Annotated in this window: 12 protein-coding genes; 10 read left to right on the top strand and 2 right to left on the bottom strand. The window is 71.3% G+C overall.

Going from position 1 to position 17,043, the window contains the following annotated elements:
- Positions 1-183: 183 nt before the first annotated feature.
- The 8 genes from IE134_RS27955 to IE134_RS27920 all read left to right on the top strand — a co-directional run bounded on the left by IE134_RS27955 (position 184) and on the right by IE134_RS27920 (position 9,978).
- Positions 184-1,698, top strand: a complete 1,515-nt coding sequence (locus tag IE134_RS27955; protein WP_189432078.1) for a gamma-aminobutyraldehyde dehydrogenase — start codon at positions 184-186, stop codon at positions 1,696-1,698.
- 74 nt (positions 1,699-1,772) lie between these two features.
- The gene (locus IE134_RS27950; RefSeq protein ID WP_098895271.1) at positions 1,773-3,020 is read left to right on the top strand and encodes an ABC transporter substrate-binding protein; all 1,248 of its coding nucleotides are present in this window, start codon (positions 1,773-1,775) and stop codon (positions 3,018-3,020) included.
- A 72-nt stretch (positions 3,021-3,092) separates the two neighbouring features.
- On the top strand, positions 3,093-4,247 hold the full coding sequence (locus IE134_RS27945) for an ABC transporter ATP-binding protein (RefSeq protein WP_189432077.1): 1,155 nt from the start codon (positions 3,093-3,095) through the stop codon (positions 4,245-4,247).
- Positions 4,244-5,179, top strand: a complete 936-nt coding sequence (locus tag IE134_RS27940) for an ABC transporter permease (protein WP_010061911.1) — start codon at positions 4,244-4,246, stop codon at positions 5,177-5,179. Before IE134_RS27945 ends, IE134_RS27940 begins: the two co-directional genes overlap by 4 nt.
- Positions 5,179-5,982, top strand: coding sequence for an ABC transporter permease (locus tag IE134_RS27935; protein ID WP_030715723.1), 804 nt, complete (start codon positions 5,179-5,181; stop codon positions 5,980-5,982). Before IE134_RS27940 ends, IE134_RS27935 begins: the two co-directional genes overlap by 1 nt.
- Before the next feature lie 23 nt (positions 5,983-6,005).
- On the top strand, positions 6,006-7,421 hold the full coding sequence (locus tag IE134_RS27930; protein ID WP_098017249.1) for an NAD(P)/FAD-dependent oxidoreductase: 1,416 nt from the start codon (positions 6,006-6,008) through the stop codon (positions 7,419-7,421).
- A 136-nt stretch (positions 7,422-7,557) separates the two neighbouring features.
- Positions 7,558-8,064 (top strand): hypothetical protein, encoded by a 507-nt coding sequence (locus IE134_RS27925; RefSeq protein ID WP_098017250.1) that lies wholly within the window; start codon positions 7,558-7,560, stop codon positions 8,062-8,064.
- Between the two features lie 90 nt (positions 8,065-8,154).
- Entirely contained in the window at positions 8,155-9,978 is a 1,824-nt protein-coding gene (locus tag IE134_RS27920) for a chitinase (protein ID WP_030715733.1), read from the top strand.
- Here IE134_RS27920 and IE134_RS27915 read toward each other — a convergent pair.
- Together IE134_RS27915 and gabT are read right to left on the bottom strand one after the other, a co-directional pair.
- Positions 9,944-10,777, bottom strand: coding sequence for a phosphatase PAP2 family protein (locus IE134_RS27915; RefSeq protein WP_030715734.1), 834 nt, complete (start codon positions 10,775-10,777; stop codon positions 9,944-9,946). The two genes, IE134_RS27920 and IE134_RS27915, sit on opposite strands and share 35 nt — an antisense overlap.
- 148 nt (positions 10,778-10,925) lie before the next feature.
- The gene (gene gabT / locus IE134_RS27910) at positions 10,926-12,266 is read right to left on the bottom strand and encodes a 4-aminobutyrate--2-oxoglutarate transaminase (RefSeq protein WP_030715737.1); all 1,341 of its coding nucleotides are present in this window, start codon (positions 12,264-12,266) and stop codon (positions 10,926-10,928) included.
- Positions 12,267-12,544: 278 nt separating this feature from the next.
- Here gabT and IE134_RS27905 point away from each other — a divergent pair, with 278 nt between their 5' ends.
- Together IE134_RS27905 and IE134_RS27900 are read left to right on the top strand one after the other, a co-directional pair.
- The gene (locus IE134_RS27905; RefSeq protein WP_189432075.1) at positions 12,545-15,088 is read left to right on the top strand and encodes an ATP/GTP-binding protein; all 2,544 of its coding nucleotides are present in this window, start codon (positions 12,545-12,547) and stop codon (positions 15,086-15,088) included.
- A gap of 196 nt (positions 15,089-15,284) precedes the next feature.
- Positions 15,285-16,874 carry a PucR family transcriptional regulator gene (locus IE134_RS27900; RefSeq protein WP_189432120.1) on the top strand — a complete coding sequence of 530 codons (1,590 nt, stop codon included), beginning with the start codon at positions 15,285-15,287 and terminating at the stop codon, positions 16,872-16,874.
- The last annotated feature ends 169 nt before the right edge of the window (positions 16,875-17,043 follow it).

Genomic DNA, 17,043 nt, shown 5'->3' with positions numbered 1-17,043 from the left:
CTGACACTCCGTACGGGGATTTCCGCACCGACACGACACATGGTCGACAGATTCCGTCGCGTAACCAAAAGGCAACAACGGAATCACTTGTTGGGCTTGAACCCCTCTGTCAGGATCGGCACTCAATTCACGAAGAAGCTACGCCGACCCCGCCCAGCGGGTACAGCGGCGGAGGAGAGCGTCATGAGCAACGGCTTCCAGGTTCAGGACCGCTTCGCGGAAGGTGCGCAGTACATCGGCGGCAAGCTGCTCCCCGGCACGTCCGGCCGCCACCACGACATCGTGAACCCCGCGACCGGCGAGAGCGTGCTCCGCTACGAGCTCGCGGGCACCGACGACGTGGACGCGGCCGTCGCCGCCGCCCGCGCCGCCTTCCCCGGCTGGTCCGGCGCGACCCCCGGCGAGCGGTCCGACGCCCTGCACCGGTTCGCCGCCGTCCTCGCCGAGCAGGCCGACGACTTCGCGTACGCCGAGTCCCTCCAGTGCGGCAAGCCGGTCAAGCTCTCCACCGAGTTCGACGTCCCCGGCACCGTCGACAACGCCGCGTTCTTCGCGGGCGCGGCCCGCCACCTGGAGGGCAAGGCCGCCGCCGAGTACGACGGCGACCACACCTCCTACGTACGCCGCGAGGCGATCGGTGTCGTCGGCTCCATCGCCCCTTGGAACTACCCGCTCCAGATGGCCGCCTGGAAGATCCTCCCGGCCGTCGCCGCGGGCAACACCATCGTCCTCAAGCCCGCCGAGCTCACCCCGCTCACCTCGCTGATGTTCGCCCAGGCCGCCACCGAGGCCGGTATCCCCGACGGCGTCATCAACATCGTCACCGGCGCGGGCAAGGACGCCGGCGAGCACCTCGTCGGCCACCCGGACGTCGTGATGACCTCCTTCACCGGCTCGACCGCCGTCGGCAAGCGGGTCGCCGAGATCGCCACCGCCACCGTCAAGCGCCTCCACCTGGAGCTCGGCGGCAAGGCCCCCTTCGTGGTCTTCGACGACGCCGACCTGGAGGCCGCCGTCCACGGCGCGGTCGCCGGATCGCTCATCAACACCGGCCAGGACTGCACCGCCGCCACCCGCGCCTACGTCCAGCGCCCCCTCTACGACGCCTTCGTCCGGGACGTCGCCGCTCTCATGGAAACCGTCCGGATCGGCGACCCCTTCGACGCGTCGACCGACCTCGGCCCCCTCATCAGCCACGCCCAGCGCGACCGCGTCGCCGCCTTCGTCGAGCGGGCCCGCGGCTACGCCCAGGTCGTCACCGGCGGCGAGGCCCCGGGCGGCGACCTCGCCGACGGCGCCTACTACCGGCCGACCCTGATCGCCGGTGCCGCCCAGGACAGCGAGGTCGTCCAGTCGGAGATCTTCGGCCCCGTCCTGGTCGTCCTCCCCTTCGACACCGACGACGAGGGCATCGCGCTCGCCAACGACACCCCGTACGGACTGGCCGCCTCCGCCTGGACCCGCGACCTGTACCGCGCGAACCGCGCCACCCGCGAGATCCAGGCGGGCTGTGTGTGGGTGAACGACCACATCCCGATCCTCTCCGAGATGCCGCACGGCGGGTACAAGGCCAGCGGCTTCGGCAAGGACATGTCGGCGTACTCCTTCGAGGAGTACACGCAGGTCAAGCACGTCATGTACGACAACACCGCCGTCGCCCGCAAGGACTGGCACCGCACGATCTTCGGGGACCGATAGCAGCTGCCGCATCCCGGGGGCCCGACCACGACCGCGGGCCCCCGCGGCCTCCCACCCGAAAGGGCATACAGCGTATGGAGAGTTACGAGCCCGAGCGCCTCACGCCGGTCCAACTGGCGGCCATGAGGCGGTCCCTGACCAGCGGCAGGGGCGCCCTCACCCGCCGCTCCCTGCTGCGCGCCTCCGGCATGGGCGCGCTGGCCGTCGGCGGCATAGCCACCCTCGGCGCGTGCGGCATCCCGCCCGCCAAGCGCGCCGACGCCGGCCTGGCGTCCGACGACCACTCGGAGAAGGAGAAGGTGCTGAACTTCTCCAACTGGACCGAGTACATGGACGTCAGCGAGGACGAGAAGAGCCGCCCCACCCTGGAGGCGTTCACCGAGCGCACCGGGATCAGGGTCAAGTACACCGAGGACATCAACGACAACGTCGAGTTCTTCGGGAAGATCAAGCCGCAGCTCGCCGCCGGACAGGACACCGGGCGCGATCTCATATGCGTCACCGACTGGCTCGCCGCCCGCATCATCCGGCTCGGCTGGGCGCAGAAGCTCGACGCCTCGAACCTCCCGCACGCCTTCGCCAACGTCTCCGCCCAGTTCCGCAGCCCCGACTGGGACCCCGGCCGCGCCTACTCCTATCCGTGGACGGGCATCCCCACCGTCATCGCGTACAACAAGAAGGCGACCGGCGGCCGCAAGGTCGACTCCGTCACCCAACTGCTCGACGACCCGAAGCTCAAGGGCCGGGTCTCCTTCCTCTCCGAGATGCGCGACACCGTCGGCATGACCCTCCTCGACCAGGGCAAGGACCCGGGGAAGTTCAGCGACGCCGACTTCGACGGCGCGATCGGCCGCCTCCAGAAGGCCGTCGACAAGAAGCAGATCCGCCGCTTCACCGGCAACGACTACACCGCCGACCTCAGCAAGGGCGACATCGCCGCCTGCGTCGCCTGGGCCGGGGACGTCATCCAGCTCCAGGCCGACAACCCGGACATCGAGTACGCCATCCCGGCCGCCGGATACATCACCTCCAGCGACAGCCTCCTGGTCCCCGCGCAGGCCCGGCACAAGACCAACGCCGAGAAGCTCATCGACTACTACTACGAGCCGCCGGTCGCCGCCCAGCTCGCCGCGTACATCAACTACGTCTGCCCGGTCGACGGCGTACGCGAGGAACTCGCCAAGATCGACGAGTCGATGGCCTCCAACACGCTGATCCTCCCCGACAAGGAGATGGCGGCGAAGTCCCGCTCCTTCCGCTCCCTGAGCACGGAGGAAGAGACGGCGTACGAAGAGAAGTTCGCCAAGCTCATCGGCGCCTGACCCGGCCGCCACCGGTGCCTCACCGGCCCTGCCCTCTCCGAACTCCCCCCGAACACACTGGGACTGCGACCCATGACACAGCAGCAGCAGACCGCGGGCGGCGATGTCCGCCTCGCCGGGATCAGCAAGACCTACGGCTCCTTCACCGCCGTGCACCCGCTCGACCTGACCGTTCCCCAGGGCTCCTTCTTCGCCCTGCTCGGCGCGTCCGGCTGCGGCAAGACCACCACCCTGCGGATGATCGCGGGCCTGGAGGAGGCCACCACCGGCACGGTCTTCCTCGGTGACAAGGACATCACCGACCTGCCCCCGTACAAGCGGCCCGTCAACACCGTCTTCCAGAGCTACGCGCTGTTCCCGCACCTCGACATCACCGAGAACGTCGCCTTCGGGCTGCGGCGGCGCGGCATCAAGTCGGTGAAGAAGCAGGTCGACGCGATGCTGGAGCTGGTCCAGCTCGGTGACTTCGCCCGCCGCAAGCCGCACCAGCTCTCCGGCGGCCAGCAGCAGCGCGTCGCCGTCGCCCGCGCGCTCATCAACCACCCGCAGGTCCTGCTGCTCGACGAACCGCTCGGCGCCCTCGACCTCAAGCTCCGCCGCCAGATGCAGCTGGAGCTCAAGCGGATCCAGACCGAGGTCGGCATCACCTTCGTGCACGTCACCCACGACCAGGAGGAGGCCATGACCATGGCCGACACCGTCGCGGTGATGAACGGCGGCCGCGTCGAGCAGCTCGGCGCCCCCGCCGACCTCTACGAGAACCCGAGCACCACCTTCGTCGCCAACTTCCTCGGCACCTCCAACCTCATCGGGGGCGAGATCGTCTCCACCGGCGAGAACCTGGTGGTGGCCGCGGGCGGCGGAAAGCTCTCGCTGCCCCGCCAGCGATGTTCGGCCTCCACCGCCGCCGGCGGCCGTCTCCTCCTCGGCATCCGGCCGGAGAAGATATCCCTGGCCCACGCGGACGACGCCGGTGACATCCCCGCCGGCCGCAACCGCGCCACCGGCCGCATCACCGACTCCAGCTTCATCGGCGTCTCCACCCAGTACGTCGTCGAGAGCCCGGCCGGAACGGCCCTCCAGGTGTACGAGCAGAACATCGAGCGCGACACCCGGCTGGTCCCCGGCGCCGAGGTCGTCCTGCACTGGAACCCCGCCCACACCTTCGGACTCGACGCCGCCCAGGACATCGACGCGGGCGCGACGAGCGTGGAGGACGCGGAATGAGCGTCACCGAGGCGCCGCCCGCGCCGACCCCTGAGGAGCCCCGGGAGCTCACGCTCCGCAAGCCCTCCACCCGCAAGCGGCTCGTCCCCTACTGGCTGCTGCTCCCCGGCATCCTCTGGCTGGTCGTCTTCTTCGCCCTGCCGCTCGTCTACCAGGCCTCCACCTCCGTACAGACCGGCTCGCTGGAGCAGGGCTTCGAGGTGACCTGGCACTTCCAGACGTACGTGGACGCGCTGCGCGAGTACTACCCGCAGTTCATCCGGTCCCTGCTGTACGCGGGCACCGCCACGATCCTGTGCCTGCTGCTGGGCTACCCGCTTGCCTACCTCATCGCGTTCAAGGCGGGCCGCTGGCGCAACCTCGTCCTGGTGCTGGTCATCGCCCCGTTCTTCACCAGCTTCCTCATCCGTACGCTGGCGTGGAAGACGATCCTCGCCGACGGCGGCGCGGTCGTGGACGTGCTCAACACCCTGCACGTCCTGGACGTCACCAGCTGGCTCGGCTGGACCGAGTCCAACCGGGTCCTGGCCACCCCGATGGCCGTCGTCTGCGGCCTCACGTACAACTTCCTGCCGTTCATGATCCTGCCGCTCTACACCTCGCTGGAGCGGATCGACGGCCGGCTGCACGAGGCGGCGGGCGACCTCTACGCCACCCCCGCCACCACTTTCCGCAAGGTGACCTTCCCGCTCTCCATGCCCGGCGTGGTCTCCGGCACCCTGCTGACCTTCATCCCGGCCAGCGGCGACTACGTCAACGCCGAACTGCTCGGCTCCACCGACACCAAGATGGTCGGCAGCGTCATCCAGAGCCAGTTCCTGCGGGTCCTGGACTACCCGACGGCCGCCGCGCTCTCGTTCATCCTCATGGCGATCGTCCTGCTGATGGTCACCTTCTACATCCGCCGCTCCGGGACGGAGGACCTGGTCTGATGCCCGTACTGCGCTGGATACGCCGGAACCTGGTCGTCATCGCGGGTCTGCTGACCCTCGCGTACATGATCCTGCCGAACATCGTCGTGATGGTGTTCTCGTTCAACAAGCCCAAGGGGCGCTTCAACTACGCCTGGCAGCAGTTCTCGCTGGACGCCTGGAAGGACCCCTGCGGCGTCGCCGACCTGTGCGGCTCGCTCTCCCTCTCGCTCCAGATCGCCTTCTGGGCGACGCTCGGGGCGACCGCGCTCGGCACGATGATCGCCTTCGCCCTGGTCCGCTACCGCTTCCGGGCGCGCGGCGCGATCAACTCGCTGATCTTCCTGCCGATGGCGATGCCCGAGGTCGTCATGGCGGCCTCCCTGCTCACCCTCTTCCTGAACATGGGCGCCGAGCTCGGCTTCTGGACCGTGCTGATCGCGCACATCATGTTCTGCCTCAGCTTCGTGGTGACCGCCGTCAAGGCGCGCGTCATGTCGATGGACCCGAGACTGGAGGAAGCCGCCCGCGACCTGTACGCGGGCCCCGTGCAGACCTTCGTACGGGTGACCCTTCCCATCGCCGCCCCCGGTATCGCGGCGGGAGCGCTGCTCGCCTTCGCGCTCTCGTTCGACGATTTCATCATCACGAATTTCAACGCGGGCTCCACCGTCACGTTCCCCATGTTCGTCTGGGGATCGGCGCAGCGCGGCACGCCCGTGCAGATCAATGTCATCGGCACCGCCATGTTCGTGATTGCGGTACTGATGGTTCTTGTCGGTCAGCTCATCGCGAGCCGCCGCAAGAGCAACGCTCGAAACTGAAATTCCTGAAGGAGTTGGAAACCATGGCCCCAGCTGCCATGCGTACTGCTGCACAATCCCTTTCCGGCGCCAAGCCGGTCTCCTACTGGCTCGACGACCCGGCCAAACCCGACGCGCTCGACGCCCTCACCGGCGACGAGCACACCGACCTCCTGGTCGTCGGCGGCGGCTACAGCGGACTGTGGACCGCGCTCATCGCCAAGGAGCGCGATCCGGAGCGGGACGTCGTCCTCATCGAGGGGCACGAGGTGGGCTGGGCCGCCTCGGGCCGCAACGGCGGCTTCTGCGCCGCCTCCCTCACCCACGGGCTGGCCAACGGCGTGGAGCGCTGGCCCGACGAGATCGCGCGGCTGGAGGAACTGGGGGAGCGGAACCTCGACGCCATCGAGGCCGCCGTCGCCCGCTACGGCATCGACTGCGAGTTCGAGCGGACCGGCGAGATCGACGTCGCCACCGAGCCCCACCAGCTCGAAGAGCTGCGGGAATGGCACGAGGAGATCGTCAAGCTCGGTATCACGGGCGTCGACTTCCTGGACCGTGACGCCCTGCGCGCCGAGGTCGACTCGCCGACCTTCCTCGGCGGCCTCTGGGACCGGCGAGGCGTCGCGATGCTGCACCCGGCGAAGCTCGCCTGGGGCCTCAAGCGGGCCTGTCAGGAACTGGGCGTACGGATCTACGAGCACACGCGCGGGCTCGACCTCGTCCGCTCGGGGGAGGGGATGGCGGTCCGCACCCCGTACGGCAGGGTCTTCGCCCGCCGGGTCGCCCTCGGCACCAACATCTTCCCCTCGCTCGTCAAGCGGGTCCGGCCGTACACCGTGCCGGTCTACGATTACGCGCTGATGACCGAACCGCTCACCCCCGAGCAGCTCGAATCCATCGGCTGGAAGAGCCGCCAGGGACTCGGCGACAGCGCCAACCAATTCCACTACTTCCGGCTTTCCGCGGACAACCGGATCCTGTGGGGCGGATACGACGCGATCTATCCGTACGGGGGCCGGCTCAGCGCCGATCTCGACCAGCGGCCGGAGACGTTCCTGAAATTGGCGGAGCAGTTCTTCACCTGCTTCCCGCAGCTTTCCGGACTGAATTTCACGCATGCCTGGGGCGGTGCGATCGACACCTGTGCCCGCTTCACGGCATTCTTCGGAACGGCCCATCAGGGGCGGGTCGCCTACGCCGCCGGATTCACCGGCCTCGGCGTCGGGTCGACCCGCTTCGGGGCCGACGTGATGCTCGATCTGCTCTCCGGTGAGGAGACCGAACGGACCCGTCTGGAGATGGTCCGTTCCAAGCCGATGCCCTTCCCGCCGGAGCCCTTCGCCTGGGCCGGCATCGAGATCACCAAGCGGTCCCTGGCCCACGCCGACAGCAACGGCGGCCACCGCAACCTGTGGCTGAAGACCATGGACAAGCTGGGTCTCGGCTTCGACAGCTGACACCCTGTCGAATAATGTGACTCACGTCACGGCCATTCGTGGCCCCAACCCGCGTCATAGTCGAGGCCGAACTCTCTCTCGCACGTGTACCCACCGGTAGAACCCTGCCGGTGTCCACGTCAACGGGAGGCTGGTCATGACGGGACCGGAAACGAAAGCCGCGGTCGAGTGGCTCGCATCGGTGGCACCGGACCCCGGCGCCTGCCGGTGGGAATGGGAGCGCAGCCCGCAGGGGATCGCTCTTCTTCCCGCCGGCAGGCGCTGGGACGTGCTGATCCTCCCCGGTGAGCTGGGCTATCCGACGCTCGACGTCCTCACCCGCCTCATCGACCGGCCGGGCCCGGTCCTCGCCGACTTCGGGGAGTCCCGCATGGGCTTCTTCGTCCCGCCGGGCACCGTCTCCCGCTGGATCGGCACCGGGATCAGGGGCTGCGGCCAGGGCACCTGGATCGTCGTCCCGTATCCGGGGCGGGCCACCGGGGGAGTGCGCTGGCTCATCCCGCCGGACGGCTCGGGGACTCTCACCGACGCCGCGCTCCTCGAACTCGCGATGCACGAGGCGGCGGGCGCCGCGGCCGGCGAGGCCCGTGATGCCCGTGGCGATCGCGATGCCCGTGACGATCGCGGCCGCCCGGAGGGCTGAGAGCGACTGCCAGAGGTCTTGACAACCTGATTGGTCTGGACCATGTTGTGCGCACGTCACTCGCCGACTTCCCCCTGCGCGGAGGCTGTTGTGGAACGCACCGGACCAACCGTCAGATTCTCCGGACTTCTGGCCGCCGCCACGGCCGCCGTGCTCGCCGCCGGTGCCCTGGTCGCCACGGCGCCGGCGGCCGGCGCGGCGGACATGGACCTGGCCCGCAACGGCGGCTTCGAGTCGGGACTCGACGGCTGGAGCTGTACGGCCGCCAGCGGGGCGGTCGTCTCCACCCCGGTGCACGGCGGCACCAAGGCGCTGAAGGCCACCCCGGCCGGCAGCGACAACGCCAAGTGCTCCCAGAGCGTCACGGTCAAGCCCAACTCCTCGTACACCCTGAGCGCCTGGGTACAGGGCAGTTACGTCTACCTCGGCGCTTCCGGCACCGGCACCACCGACGTCTCCACCTGGACCCAGTCCTCCGGCGCGTGGAAGCAGCTCACCACCACCTTCAGGACCGGCCCCTCCACCACCTCGGTGAGCGTCTACACCCACGGCTGGTACGGCACCCCCGCCCACTACGTCGACGACCTCACCCTCGTCGGCCCCGGCGGCGACCCCGTGGTGATCCCGGCCGTCCCCGCGGGCCTGAAGACCACCGCGATCACCTCGTCCTCCGTCGCGCTCTCCTGGAACGCCGTGTCCGGCGCGAGCGGCTACAACGTCTACCGCGGCGGTACGAAGGTGGCCACGGCCACCGGTCCTTCCGCCACCGTGACGGGCCTGACGCCCTCGACCGCGTACAGCTTCCAGGTCAGCGCCACCAACGCGGCCGGGGAATCCGCGAAGTCGGCGGCGGTCACGGCGACCACCACGGCAGGCGGAGGCGGCGGCGACACCAAGCTCCCGGCCCGCGCGCTCGTCGGCTATCTGCACTCCAGCTTCGCTAACGGCTCCGGCTATACGCGGATGGCGGACGTGCCCGACTCCTGGGACGTCATCAACCTCGCCTTCGGCGAGCCCACCTCCGTCACCTCCGGCGACATCCGCTTCGCGCTCTGCCCGGTCGCCGAGTGCCCGAACGTCGAGTCCGAGGCGGAGTTCAAGGCCGCCATCAAGGCCAAGCAGGCCGCAGGCAAGAAGGTGCTGATCTCGATCGGCGGCCAGAACGGACAGGTGCAGCTCGCCTCCACCGCCGCCCGGGACGCCTTCGTCACCTCGGTCTCGAAGATCATCGACACCTACGGCCTCGACGGCCTCGACATCGACTTCGAAGGCCACTCGCTCTCCCTCAACACGGGAGACACCGACTTCCGCAGCCCGACCTCACCGGTGATCGTCAACCTGATCTCCGCGGTGAAGTCCCTCAAGGCGAAGTACGGCTCCGACTTCGTCCTCACGATGGCGCCGGAGACCTTCTTCGTGCAGCTCGGCTACCAGTTCTACGGCTCGGGCCCCTGGGGCGGCCAGGACCCGCGCGCCGGGGCCTACCTCCCGGTCATCCACGCGCTGCGCGACGACCTGACCCTGCTGCACGTCCAGGACTACAACTCGGGCCCGATCATGGGCCTCGACAACCAGTACCACACCATGGGCGGCGCGGACTTCCACATCGCGATGACCGACATGCTGCTCGCGGGCTTCCCGGTGGCGGGCGACACCACCAAGGTCTTCCCGGGCCTCCGCCCCGACCAGGTCGCCATCGGTCTTCCGGCCTCCACCCAGGCGGGCAACGGCCACACCACCCCGGCCGAGGTCAACAAGGCGCTCAACTGCCTGATCAAGAAGACCGACTGCGGCTCCTACCAGACCCGCGGAACCTGGTCCGACCTGCGCGGCCTGATGACCTGGTCCATCAACTGGGACCGCTTCAACAACTGGGAGTTCAGCCGGAACTTCGACGCCTACTTCGGCAACTGACCCACCACAGGGGCGCCAGCACCAACGGCCCCAGGCACCAACTGGCCAGCACGTCCAGCGGCCAGTGGTAGCCGTGCAGCACCAGACCGATGCCCGTCGCCGTGGTCAGCAGGATCGCGGCGACGGGCATCATCCACGCCCGGGGCCAGGAGGCCTCCCGCAGCCACGCCGGACGCGGCAACGCGAGCAGCACCAGGGCGGTCGCCCCGTACGCCACGGCGGCCGTCGCCGTATGGCCGGACGGGTAGTAGTTGACGGCCTCCGTCAGCGGCCCCTGCCGGGCGGTGGCCACCTTCAGCGGGATGACCAGCGCGGGCACCGCCGCCATGGTGAGGGTCGCGTACACGGCGAGCCGCAGAGCACGGCGCCACAGGGCGTACGCGATCGCGCAGGTCAGCACGGGAAGCGCCACGGGCATCCCGCCGAGGTCGGAGAAGACCTGGGTCAGTGCGCCGGGCCCCTGCCCGAAGAGCTTCGCCCCCACCCGCTCGTCCAGCCGGAAGAGCGGACCTTCGACGACGACCTGCCAGGTGATCAGCGCGAAGAGGACCGCGAGCAGACCGAGGGCGCCGGAAACGAGGGGGGCCGGCCACCCGGGAACAGGGGGGGTTGTTCCGGGATGGCCGGCGAGATCGGTTCGCCGCGCGCCCCGGGGGGTGTGGGGCGGGCGGCCGTCCGATCGGTGAGGAGTCCCGGAGCCATCGGCTCCGGCATGCGCGAACGCACGCTCCGGACGGCGCTGGGGAAGCCCCGACCCGGAGTCGGCCGCGGTTTCCCGAGGCCGAGGTGTTTCTCTCATCTGCAGAAACCGTACGGCAGGGGAGGGGCGGCCGACAGTCGCCACGGCCTCCCGCCATCGGCCCCGCACACGTTCTTCACAGGCCCTCACCCGGATGCCGTACGGCAGCGGCGCGGAGCCGCCGCCGTACGCGCCCGGGTTCGAGGAATCAGAGCGTGCCGAACGCCCGCTCGATGATGTCGAGGCCCTCGTTCAGCAGGTCCTCGCCGATCACCAGCGGCGGCAGGAAGCGCAGGACGTTGCCGTACGTGCCACAGGTCAGGACGAGCAGACCCTCGGCGTGGCAGGCCTTCGCGAGCGCGCCCGCCGCCTCCGGGTGCGGGTCCTTCGTGCCGGACTTCACCAGCTCGATCGCGATCATCGCGCCGCGGCCGCGGATGTCACCGATGATGTCGCCGTTCGGGAGCTTCGCCTGCATCTCGGCGAGGCGGCCCTTCATGACCTCCTCGATTCGCTTGGCCTTCCCGTTCAGGTCCAGCTCGCGCATCGTCTCGATCGCGCCGAGCGCACCGGCGCAGGCGACCGGGTTCCCGCCGTACGTACCGCCCAGGCCGCCCGCGTGCGCGGCGTCCATGATCTCGGCGCGGCCCGTCACGGCGGAGAGCGGCAGGCCGCCCGCGATGCCCTTGGCGGTGGTGATCAGGTCCGGGACGACACCCTCGTCCTCACAGGCGAACCACTGGCCGGTACGGCAGAAGCCGGACTGGATCTCGTCCGCGACGAACACGATGCCGTTGTCCTTGGCGAACTGCGCGATCGCCGGGAGGAAGCCCTTGGCCGGCTCGATGAAGCCGCCCTCGCCGAGCACCGGCTCGATGATGATCGCGGCGACGTTGTCGGCGCCGATCTGCTTGGTGATCGCGTCGATGGCCTGCGCGGACGCCTCGGTCCCGGCGTTCTCCGCACCGGTCGGCCAGCGGTAGCCGTAGGCGACCGGGACGCGGTAGACCTCGGGCGCGAACGGGCCGAAGCCCTGCTTGTACGGCATGTTCTTCGCCGTCATGCCCATGGTGAGGTTGGTGCGGCCGTGGTAGCCGTGGTCGAAGACGACGACGGCGGTGCGCTTGGTGTGGGCGCGGGCGATCTTCACCGCGTTCTCGACGGCCTCGGCGCCCGAGTTGAACAGCGCGGACTTCTTCGCGTGGTCGCCCGGCGTCAGCTCGGCGAGCTGCTCGCAGACCTCGACGTACCCCTCGTACGGCGTGACCATGAAACAGGTGTGGGTGAAGTCGGCGAGCTGCGCGGAGGCCCGCCGCACGACGGCCTCGGCGGACGCGCCCACGGAGGTCACGGCGATCCCGGACCCGAAGTCGATCAGCCGGTTGCCGTCCACGTCCTCGATGATCCCGCCGCCGGCCCGGGCGGTGAACACCGGCAGGGTGGAGCCCACACCTGCGGCGACGGCCGCGGTACGACGAGCCTGCAGCTCGATGGACTTCGGGCCGGGGATGGCGGTGACGACGCGGCGCTCCTGCGGGATTGCGGTCATGCGGGGCTCCTGGGGGTGTTTCGGACGCTCTTCTTTCTGCAGGCTAGGGGTGGGGGAGGGGTGCGGGCATGCTCCGATCGGGAGTGGTGGGGGGTGTGTCCTTGTCCTTGGCGGACAGGTGGGGTGGCAGGTGGGGGACCTGCTCGCCGTGCCGGCGCGGCCGGAGTCCACGGCGGGTCCGACGGTCACTATCCGGGCGCGTTGCTGAACTCACCGTGTGTGCGCACTAGATTGACCGGGGCAGCGGACGGACCGGCAGGTCAAGGGGGCAGTGGTTCATGGACGACGACGGCACGCGGGGTGGACGGGGACCGGGCGCGGACAGGGCCCCCGGACCGGCCGCTCCGCCACCGCCCGCGCATCCGCCGCGGGTACCGCACCCCGCCTCCGGCACGCATCCGGCCGACCCGCATCAGGGCGACCGTAACCAGGCCGATCCGTATCCGGCCGACCGGAAGCAGGCCGACCCCCAACCGGGCCGGCCGGCTGAGCAGTGGCGCGCCGGGTCCGCGTCCGCCCAGCCGGTGGAGCACCGGCAGGCCGGGCCCGCCCCGGCGGCCCCGCCCGTCGAGCAGCCGGCCCCCGGAGTACCGGTCGACGCCTGGCTGCGCACACCCCGCCCCCAGCAGGAACCGGGTGTCTGGCGGTACGGGTACACCCCGCCCCCGCCCGAGGAGTCCGAGCGGGTCTCCGACCGGTCGCTGCTGGTCGGCACCCTGATCGCGCTGCTCTCCGCACTGCTGCTGTGGTCGCTGTGGCGCAACGGCTACCTCCCCTACCGCCTCGTCCCGCTGAAGCTCTTCACCCCGGGTGAGTGGTGGAACCCGGGCACCTCCGGCGGCCCCCGCACCATCGAGGGCAGCGACGCCCTCACGGTGTACGAGGCGATCCTCTTCGGGCTGCTGGCCTACGGCTGCGGCCGGATCGGTAACTTCTCCGAGCTCTTCCGCCGTCATGTCGCGGAGCGCGGCCAGCCCTTCCTCGCCCTCGCGGCGGCCGTCGCGGCGGGCCTGACCCAGCTGCTCGTCTGGAAGGAGACGCTCCCGGTCGTCCGCCCGGTCCTGGTGCTCGTCGCCTCCGTCGCGGGCGGCGAGATCTACCAGAGCCAGACCGTCGTCAACGTGATCTACGGGCTGATCGCCGCCGCCGTCCTCTGGCCCTTCGCCCGGCTCGGCCGCTGGCGCGAACTGATCGCCGCCCGCCGGGGCGGCTCTGCGCCCGCGCCCGCCGATCCCTCGGCCCCCGCCACCACGACCTCCGCCGACCAGTGGCCCGAGCTGCGCGCCGCAGGCTGGACCGACGCCGCGGACACCCTCACCGCCGAGGTCCGCACCGGGCGCATGAACGACGTGGACGTGGCCCGGTTGCGCCACGCCTGGCGGCTCGCCACCCGGCGGCCCGACCGGCTCGGCCCCCTCGCGGAGTCCGTCCTGCGGACCGGCGGGGCCGCCGCCCTGCACCCCTCCGGCCACCGCGACCTCCCCCGGCGCACCGCCCGCCACGACGTGCTCACCGGCCAGGTCAGGATCGGCCGGTGCGCCGACGACCCGCACAACCCCTACGTCCGCCGGGGCACGGGCCTCGCCCTGGACCCCGCGCTGCTCGGCACGTCCCTGCTCGCCGTCGGACCGCCCGGCGCCGGGAAGTCCGCCCGGCTGGTCCGGCCGGCCGTCGAGGCGCTCGCCCTGCGCGCGCTGGCCGGACAGGCGGCGGTCCTCGCCGTCGGCGGAGCGGGTGAGCCGCTCGGCCCGGACGACGCCTTCGACGTCGTCGTCCGGGTCGGCCACCCCGGCTCCGCCCATGACATCGACCTGTACGGGGGCACCACCGACCCCGATGAGGCGGCAGCCGTCCTCGCCGAAGGGCTCGTCGGCGATGTCGGCAGCCTCGACAGCCGTCGTGCCGCCACCGTCCTCGCCCAGCTGCTCGGCCCGTACCGTGCCGCCCACGGCCACTTCCCCTCCGTGCCCGAACTGCGGGAACTCCTCGACGGCACACCGGCCGCGTTCGCCGGGCTCCGCGCCTCCCTCGAAGCCGCCGGTCACCACGCCATGCTCCGCGAGCTGGACGCGCGGTCCCGGCAGGCGGGCGGCCCCGGCGATCCGGCCCCCGCCCTCGCCGACCGGGTGGCCCTGCTCGACCGGCCCACGTTCGCCGGGTTCTTCGCCACCGGCCCGGACGCCCGCCCCTTCGAGCTGCGTGCGCTCGGCCAGTACCCGCTGCGGGTCCGCGTCGACCTGCCGGAACGCGGCCACGCGGAAGCGTCCCGGCTGCTGACCCGGCTGCTCCTCGCCCAGTTCACCGCGATCACCGCCGCCCGCACCGACACCTCGCTCTTCGTCTGCCTGGTCCTGGACGACGCCACCCACGCCGTCACCGCCGAGACCGTCCGGGGCATCCGCCGGCTCCGCTCGGTCAACGCCGGGGCGGTGCTCGCCCTGCGTACCGTCGACGACGTCCCCGAGGCTCTGCACACCCCGCTGCTCGGCGCGGTCGGCTGCACGGCGGCCTTCTCCGGCATCACCACCTGGGACGGGAAACGCTTCGCCGAGGCCTGGGGCAAGGAATGGGTGGAGACCCGCGAGGTCGCCCAGCACACCGTCTTCGCCGACCAGCCGTTCACCCGCGCCCTGCACGCCCTGCGCAAGCTCGTCACCGGCAAGGCGGTGACCACGGACGCGGTGACCGTACGGCAGGTGGAGAAGGAGCGCTGGTCGGCCTCGGAACTGGCGTACGCGGTTCCGTCGGGTCACGCAGTCATCCGATTGGCCAATGTCGAGGGCGATCACGCACCCCCCCTCCTCGTCCACTTCGACGGCTGACATGACCGGACCGGCTACCCGGAAGTAACGCGACGGTCGACGGAGAGCGGTTACCGCCACCCTGCCAGCCTGGCAGAATCGGTGGGAGCCGTTCATACGGGACGGCGAAATGCGGGGCCACCGTGACGGCCGGGGGACCGGTCGTCCGTACGGCGGCGCGCGCGACCTCATCCCCGACCCCGAGGGTTCCTGGCCCATGCCCCCCACGCTCGCCTCGCTCGTCCAGCACTCGGCGCTCAAGCTCACCGTGCGGGCGGGCGCGGACCGGCTCGGCACCCCCGTGCGCTGGGCCCACGCCAGCGAGCTCGCCGACCCCGTCCCGTACATGGACGGCGGCGAACTCCTCCTCGTCACCGCCACCAACCTCGACGCCGAGAACGCCGACTCCATGCGGCGCTACGTACGGCGGCTGGCCGGGGCGGGAGTCGCCGGGGTCGGCTTCGCGGTCGGGGTCAACTACGAGGACGTGCCGCAAGCGCTCGTCGAGGCCGCCGACGAGGCGGGCCTGCCGCTCCTCGAAGTGCCCCGCCGCACCCCGTTCCTCGCCATCAGCAAGGCCGTCTCCGCCGCCATCGCCGCCGACCAGTACCGCGCGGTCACCGCCGGCTTCGAGGCCCAGCGCGAGCTGACGAAGGCCGCGCTCGCCGGGGACGGGCCCGCCGACCTCCTCGCCCGGCTCGCCGCCCACGTCGACGGCTGGGCCGCCCTGTACGACACCTCCGGCGCGGTCCTCGCCGCCGCCCCCGACTGGGCCGCCCGCCGAGCCGCCCGCCTCACCCCCGACGTCGAACGCCTCCGGGACAGACCCGCCCCCGCCAGCGTCGTCGTCGGCGACAGCGAGGACCGGGTGGAGCTCCAGTCGCTGGGCACCGGCCGCCGGGCGCGCGGCGCCCTGGCCGTCGGTACGGGTGCGGCGCTCGGGACCGCCGAGCGGTACGCCGTGCACTCCGCCGTCGCCCTGCTCACCCTCACCACCGCCCGCTCCCGCTCCCTCCAGGGCGCCGAACAGCGCCTCGGCGCCGCCGTCCTGCGGATGCTGCTCGCCGGGCAGCCCGACCACGCGCGGGCCGTCGCCGGGGACCTCTACGGCGGGCTGCTCGACGCGCCGTTCCGGCTGCTCATCGCCGAGGCCGCCGCGCCCGCCGGGCCCGAGCTGTTCACCGAGACCATGGAGGCCGCCGCCGCCCGCAGCGGCGAGGCGCTGCTCCTGGTCCCCGAGGGCGAAGGCGAACGCGTCGTCGTGCTCGCCGCCGACGGCGGAGCCGCCGTGGCCGCCTGCGCCGCCTACGCCGAGGCCCAGGACGACCGCGCCCCGCGCGAAGGCGGCGCCGAGGACAGCGACATCGTGGTGGGGCTCTCCGCCCCCGCCGGCCCGATCGCCGTATCCGCCGCGTACAAGCAGGCCGAACAGGCCCTCTCGGTCGCCCGCCGCCGGGGCCGGGCCCTGGTCGAGCACGAGGAGCTGGCCGCCGGTTCGGTCCTCCCGCTGCTCGCCGACGACGCGGTACGGGCCTTCGCCGACGGCATGCTCCGCGCCCTGCACGAGCACGACGCCAAGGGCCGCGGCGACCTGGTGGCCTCCCTGCGCGCCTGGCTCTCCCGCCACGGCCAGTGGGACGCCGCCGCCGCCGACCTGGGCGTGCACCGGCACACCCTGCGCTACCGGATGCGCCGGGTGGAGGAGATCCTGGGCCGCTCCCTGGACGACCCGGACGTCCGCATGGAGCTGTGGCTCGCCCTCAAGGCGACGGCGGCGACCACGCCCGCCGAGGACTCCGGAAGCTGAACGCCGCCCGTCGAGCGGACGGCCCGACCGCCACGCACACCCCTTCCGCCAATTCGGCGCACCCGGCCCCCGCTCCGCTCCACACCGGACAAACGCCCTGGGCGCCTCCTCCCCTACCGTGGGACCACAGAGGGGAGCCTTCTGGGCGCCCACGACCTCCGTCACGACT

It is taken from the genome of Streptomyces rubiginosohelvolus (assembly GCF_014649875.1).
GTDB lineage: Bacteria > Actinomycetota > Actinomycetes > Streptomycetales > Streptomycetaceae > Streptomyces > Streptomyces rubiginosohelvolus.
This window is presented reverse-complemented; position numbering and strand designations above follow the sequence as displayed.

Excerpts from the sequence above, each read along its gene's own strand:
- gabT (WP_030715737.1), bottom strand. The coding sequence starts at position 12,266 with ATGACCGCAATCCCGCAGGAGCGCCGCGTCGTCACCGCCATCCCCGGC.
- IE134_RS27940 (WP_010061911.1), top strand. The coding sequence starts at position 4,244 with ATGAGCGTCACCGAGGCGCCGCCCGCGCCGACCCCTGAGGAGCCCCGG.
- IE134_RS27930 (WP_098017249.1), top strand. The coding sequence starts at position 6,006 with ATGGCCCCAGCTGCCATGCGTACTGCTGCACAATCCCTTTCCGGCGCC.
- IE134_RS27935 (WP_030715723.1), top strand. The coding sequence starts at position 5,179 with ATGCCCGTACTGCGCTGGATACGCCGGAACCTGGTCGTCATCGCGGGT.
- IE134_RS27915 (WP_030715734.1), bottom strand. The coding sequence starts at position 10,777 with ATGAGAGAAACACCTCGGCCTCGGGAAACCGCGGCCGACTCCGGGTCG.
- IE134_RS27905 (WP_189432075.1), top strand. The coding sequence starts at position 12,545 with ATGGACGACGACGGCACGCGGGGTGGACGGGGACCGGGCGCGGACAGG.
- IE134_RS27945 (WP_189432077.1), top strand. The coding sequence starts at position 3,093 with ATGACACAGCAGCAGCAGACCGCGGGCGGCGATGTCCGCCTCGCCGGG.
- IE134_RS27950 (WP_098895271.1), top strand. The coding sequence starts at position 1,773 with ATGGAGAGTTACGAGCCCGAGCGCCTCACGCCGGTCCAACTGGCGGCC.
- IE134_RS27900 (WP_189432120.1), top strand. The coding sequence starts at position 15,285 with ATGCCCCCCACGCTCGCCTCGCTCGTCCAGCACTCGGCGCTCAAGCTC.
- IE134_RS27955 (WP_189432078.1), top strand. The coding sequence starts at position 184 with ATGAGCAACGGCTTCCAGGTTCAGGACCGCTTCGCGGAAGGTGCGCAG.
- IE134_RS27925 (WP_098017250.1), top strand. The coding sequence starts at position 7,558 with ATGACGGGACCGGAAACGAAAGCCGCGGTCGAGTGGCTCGCATCGGTG.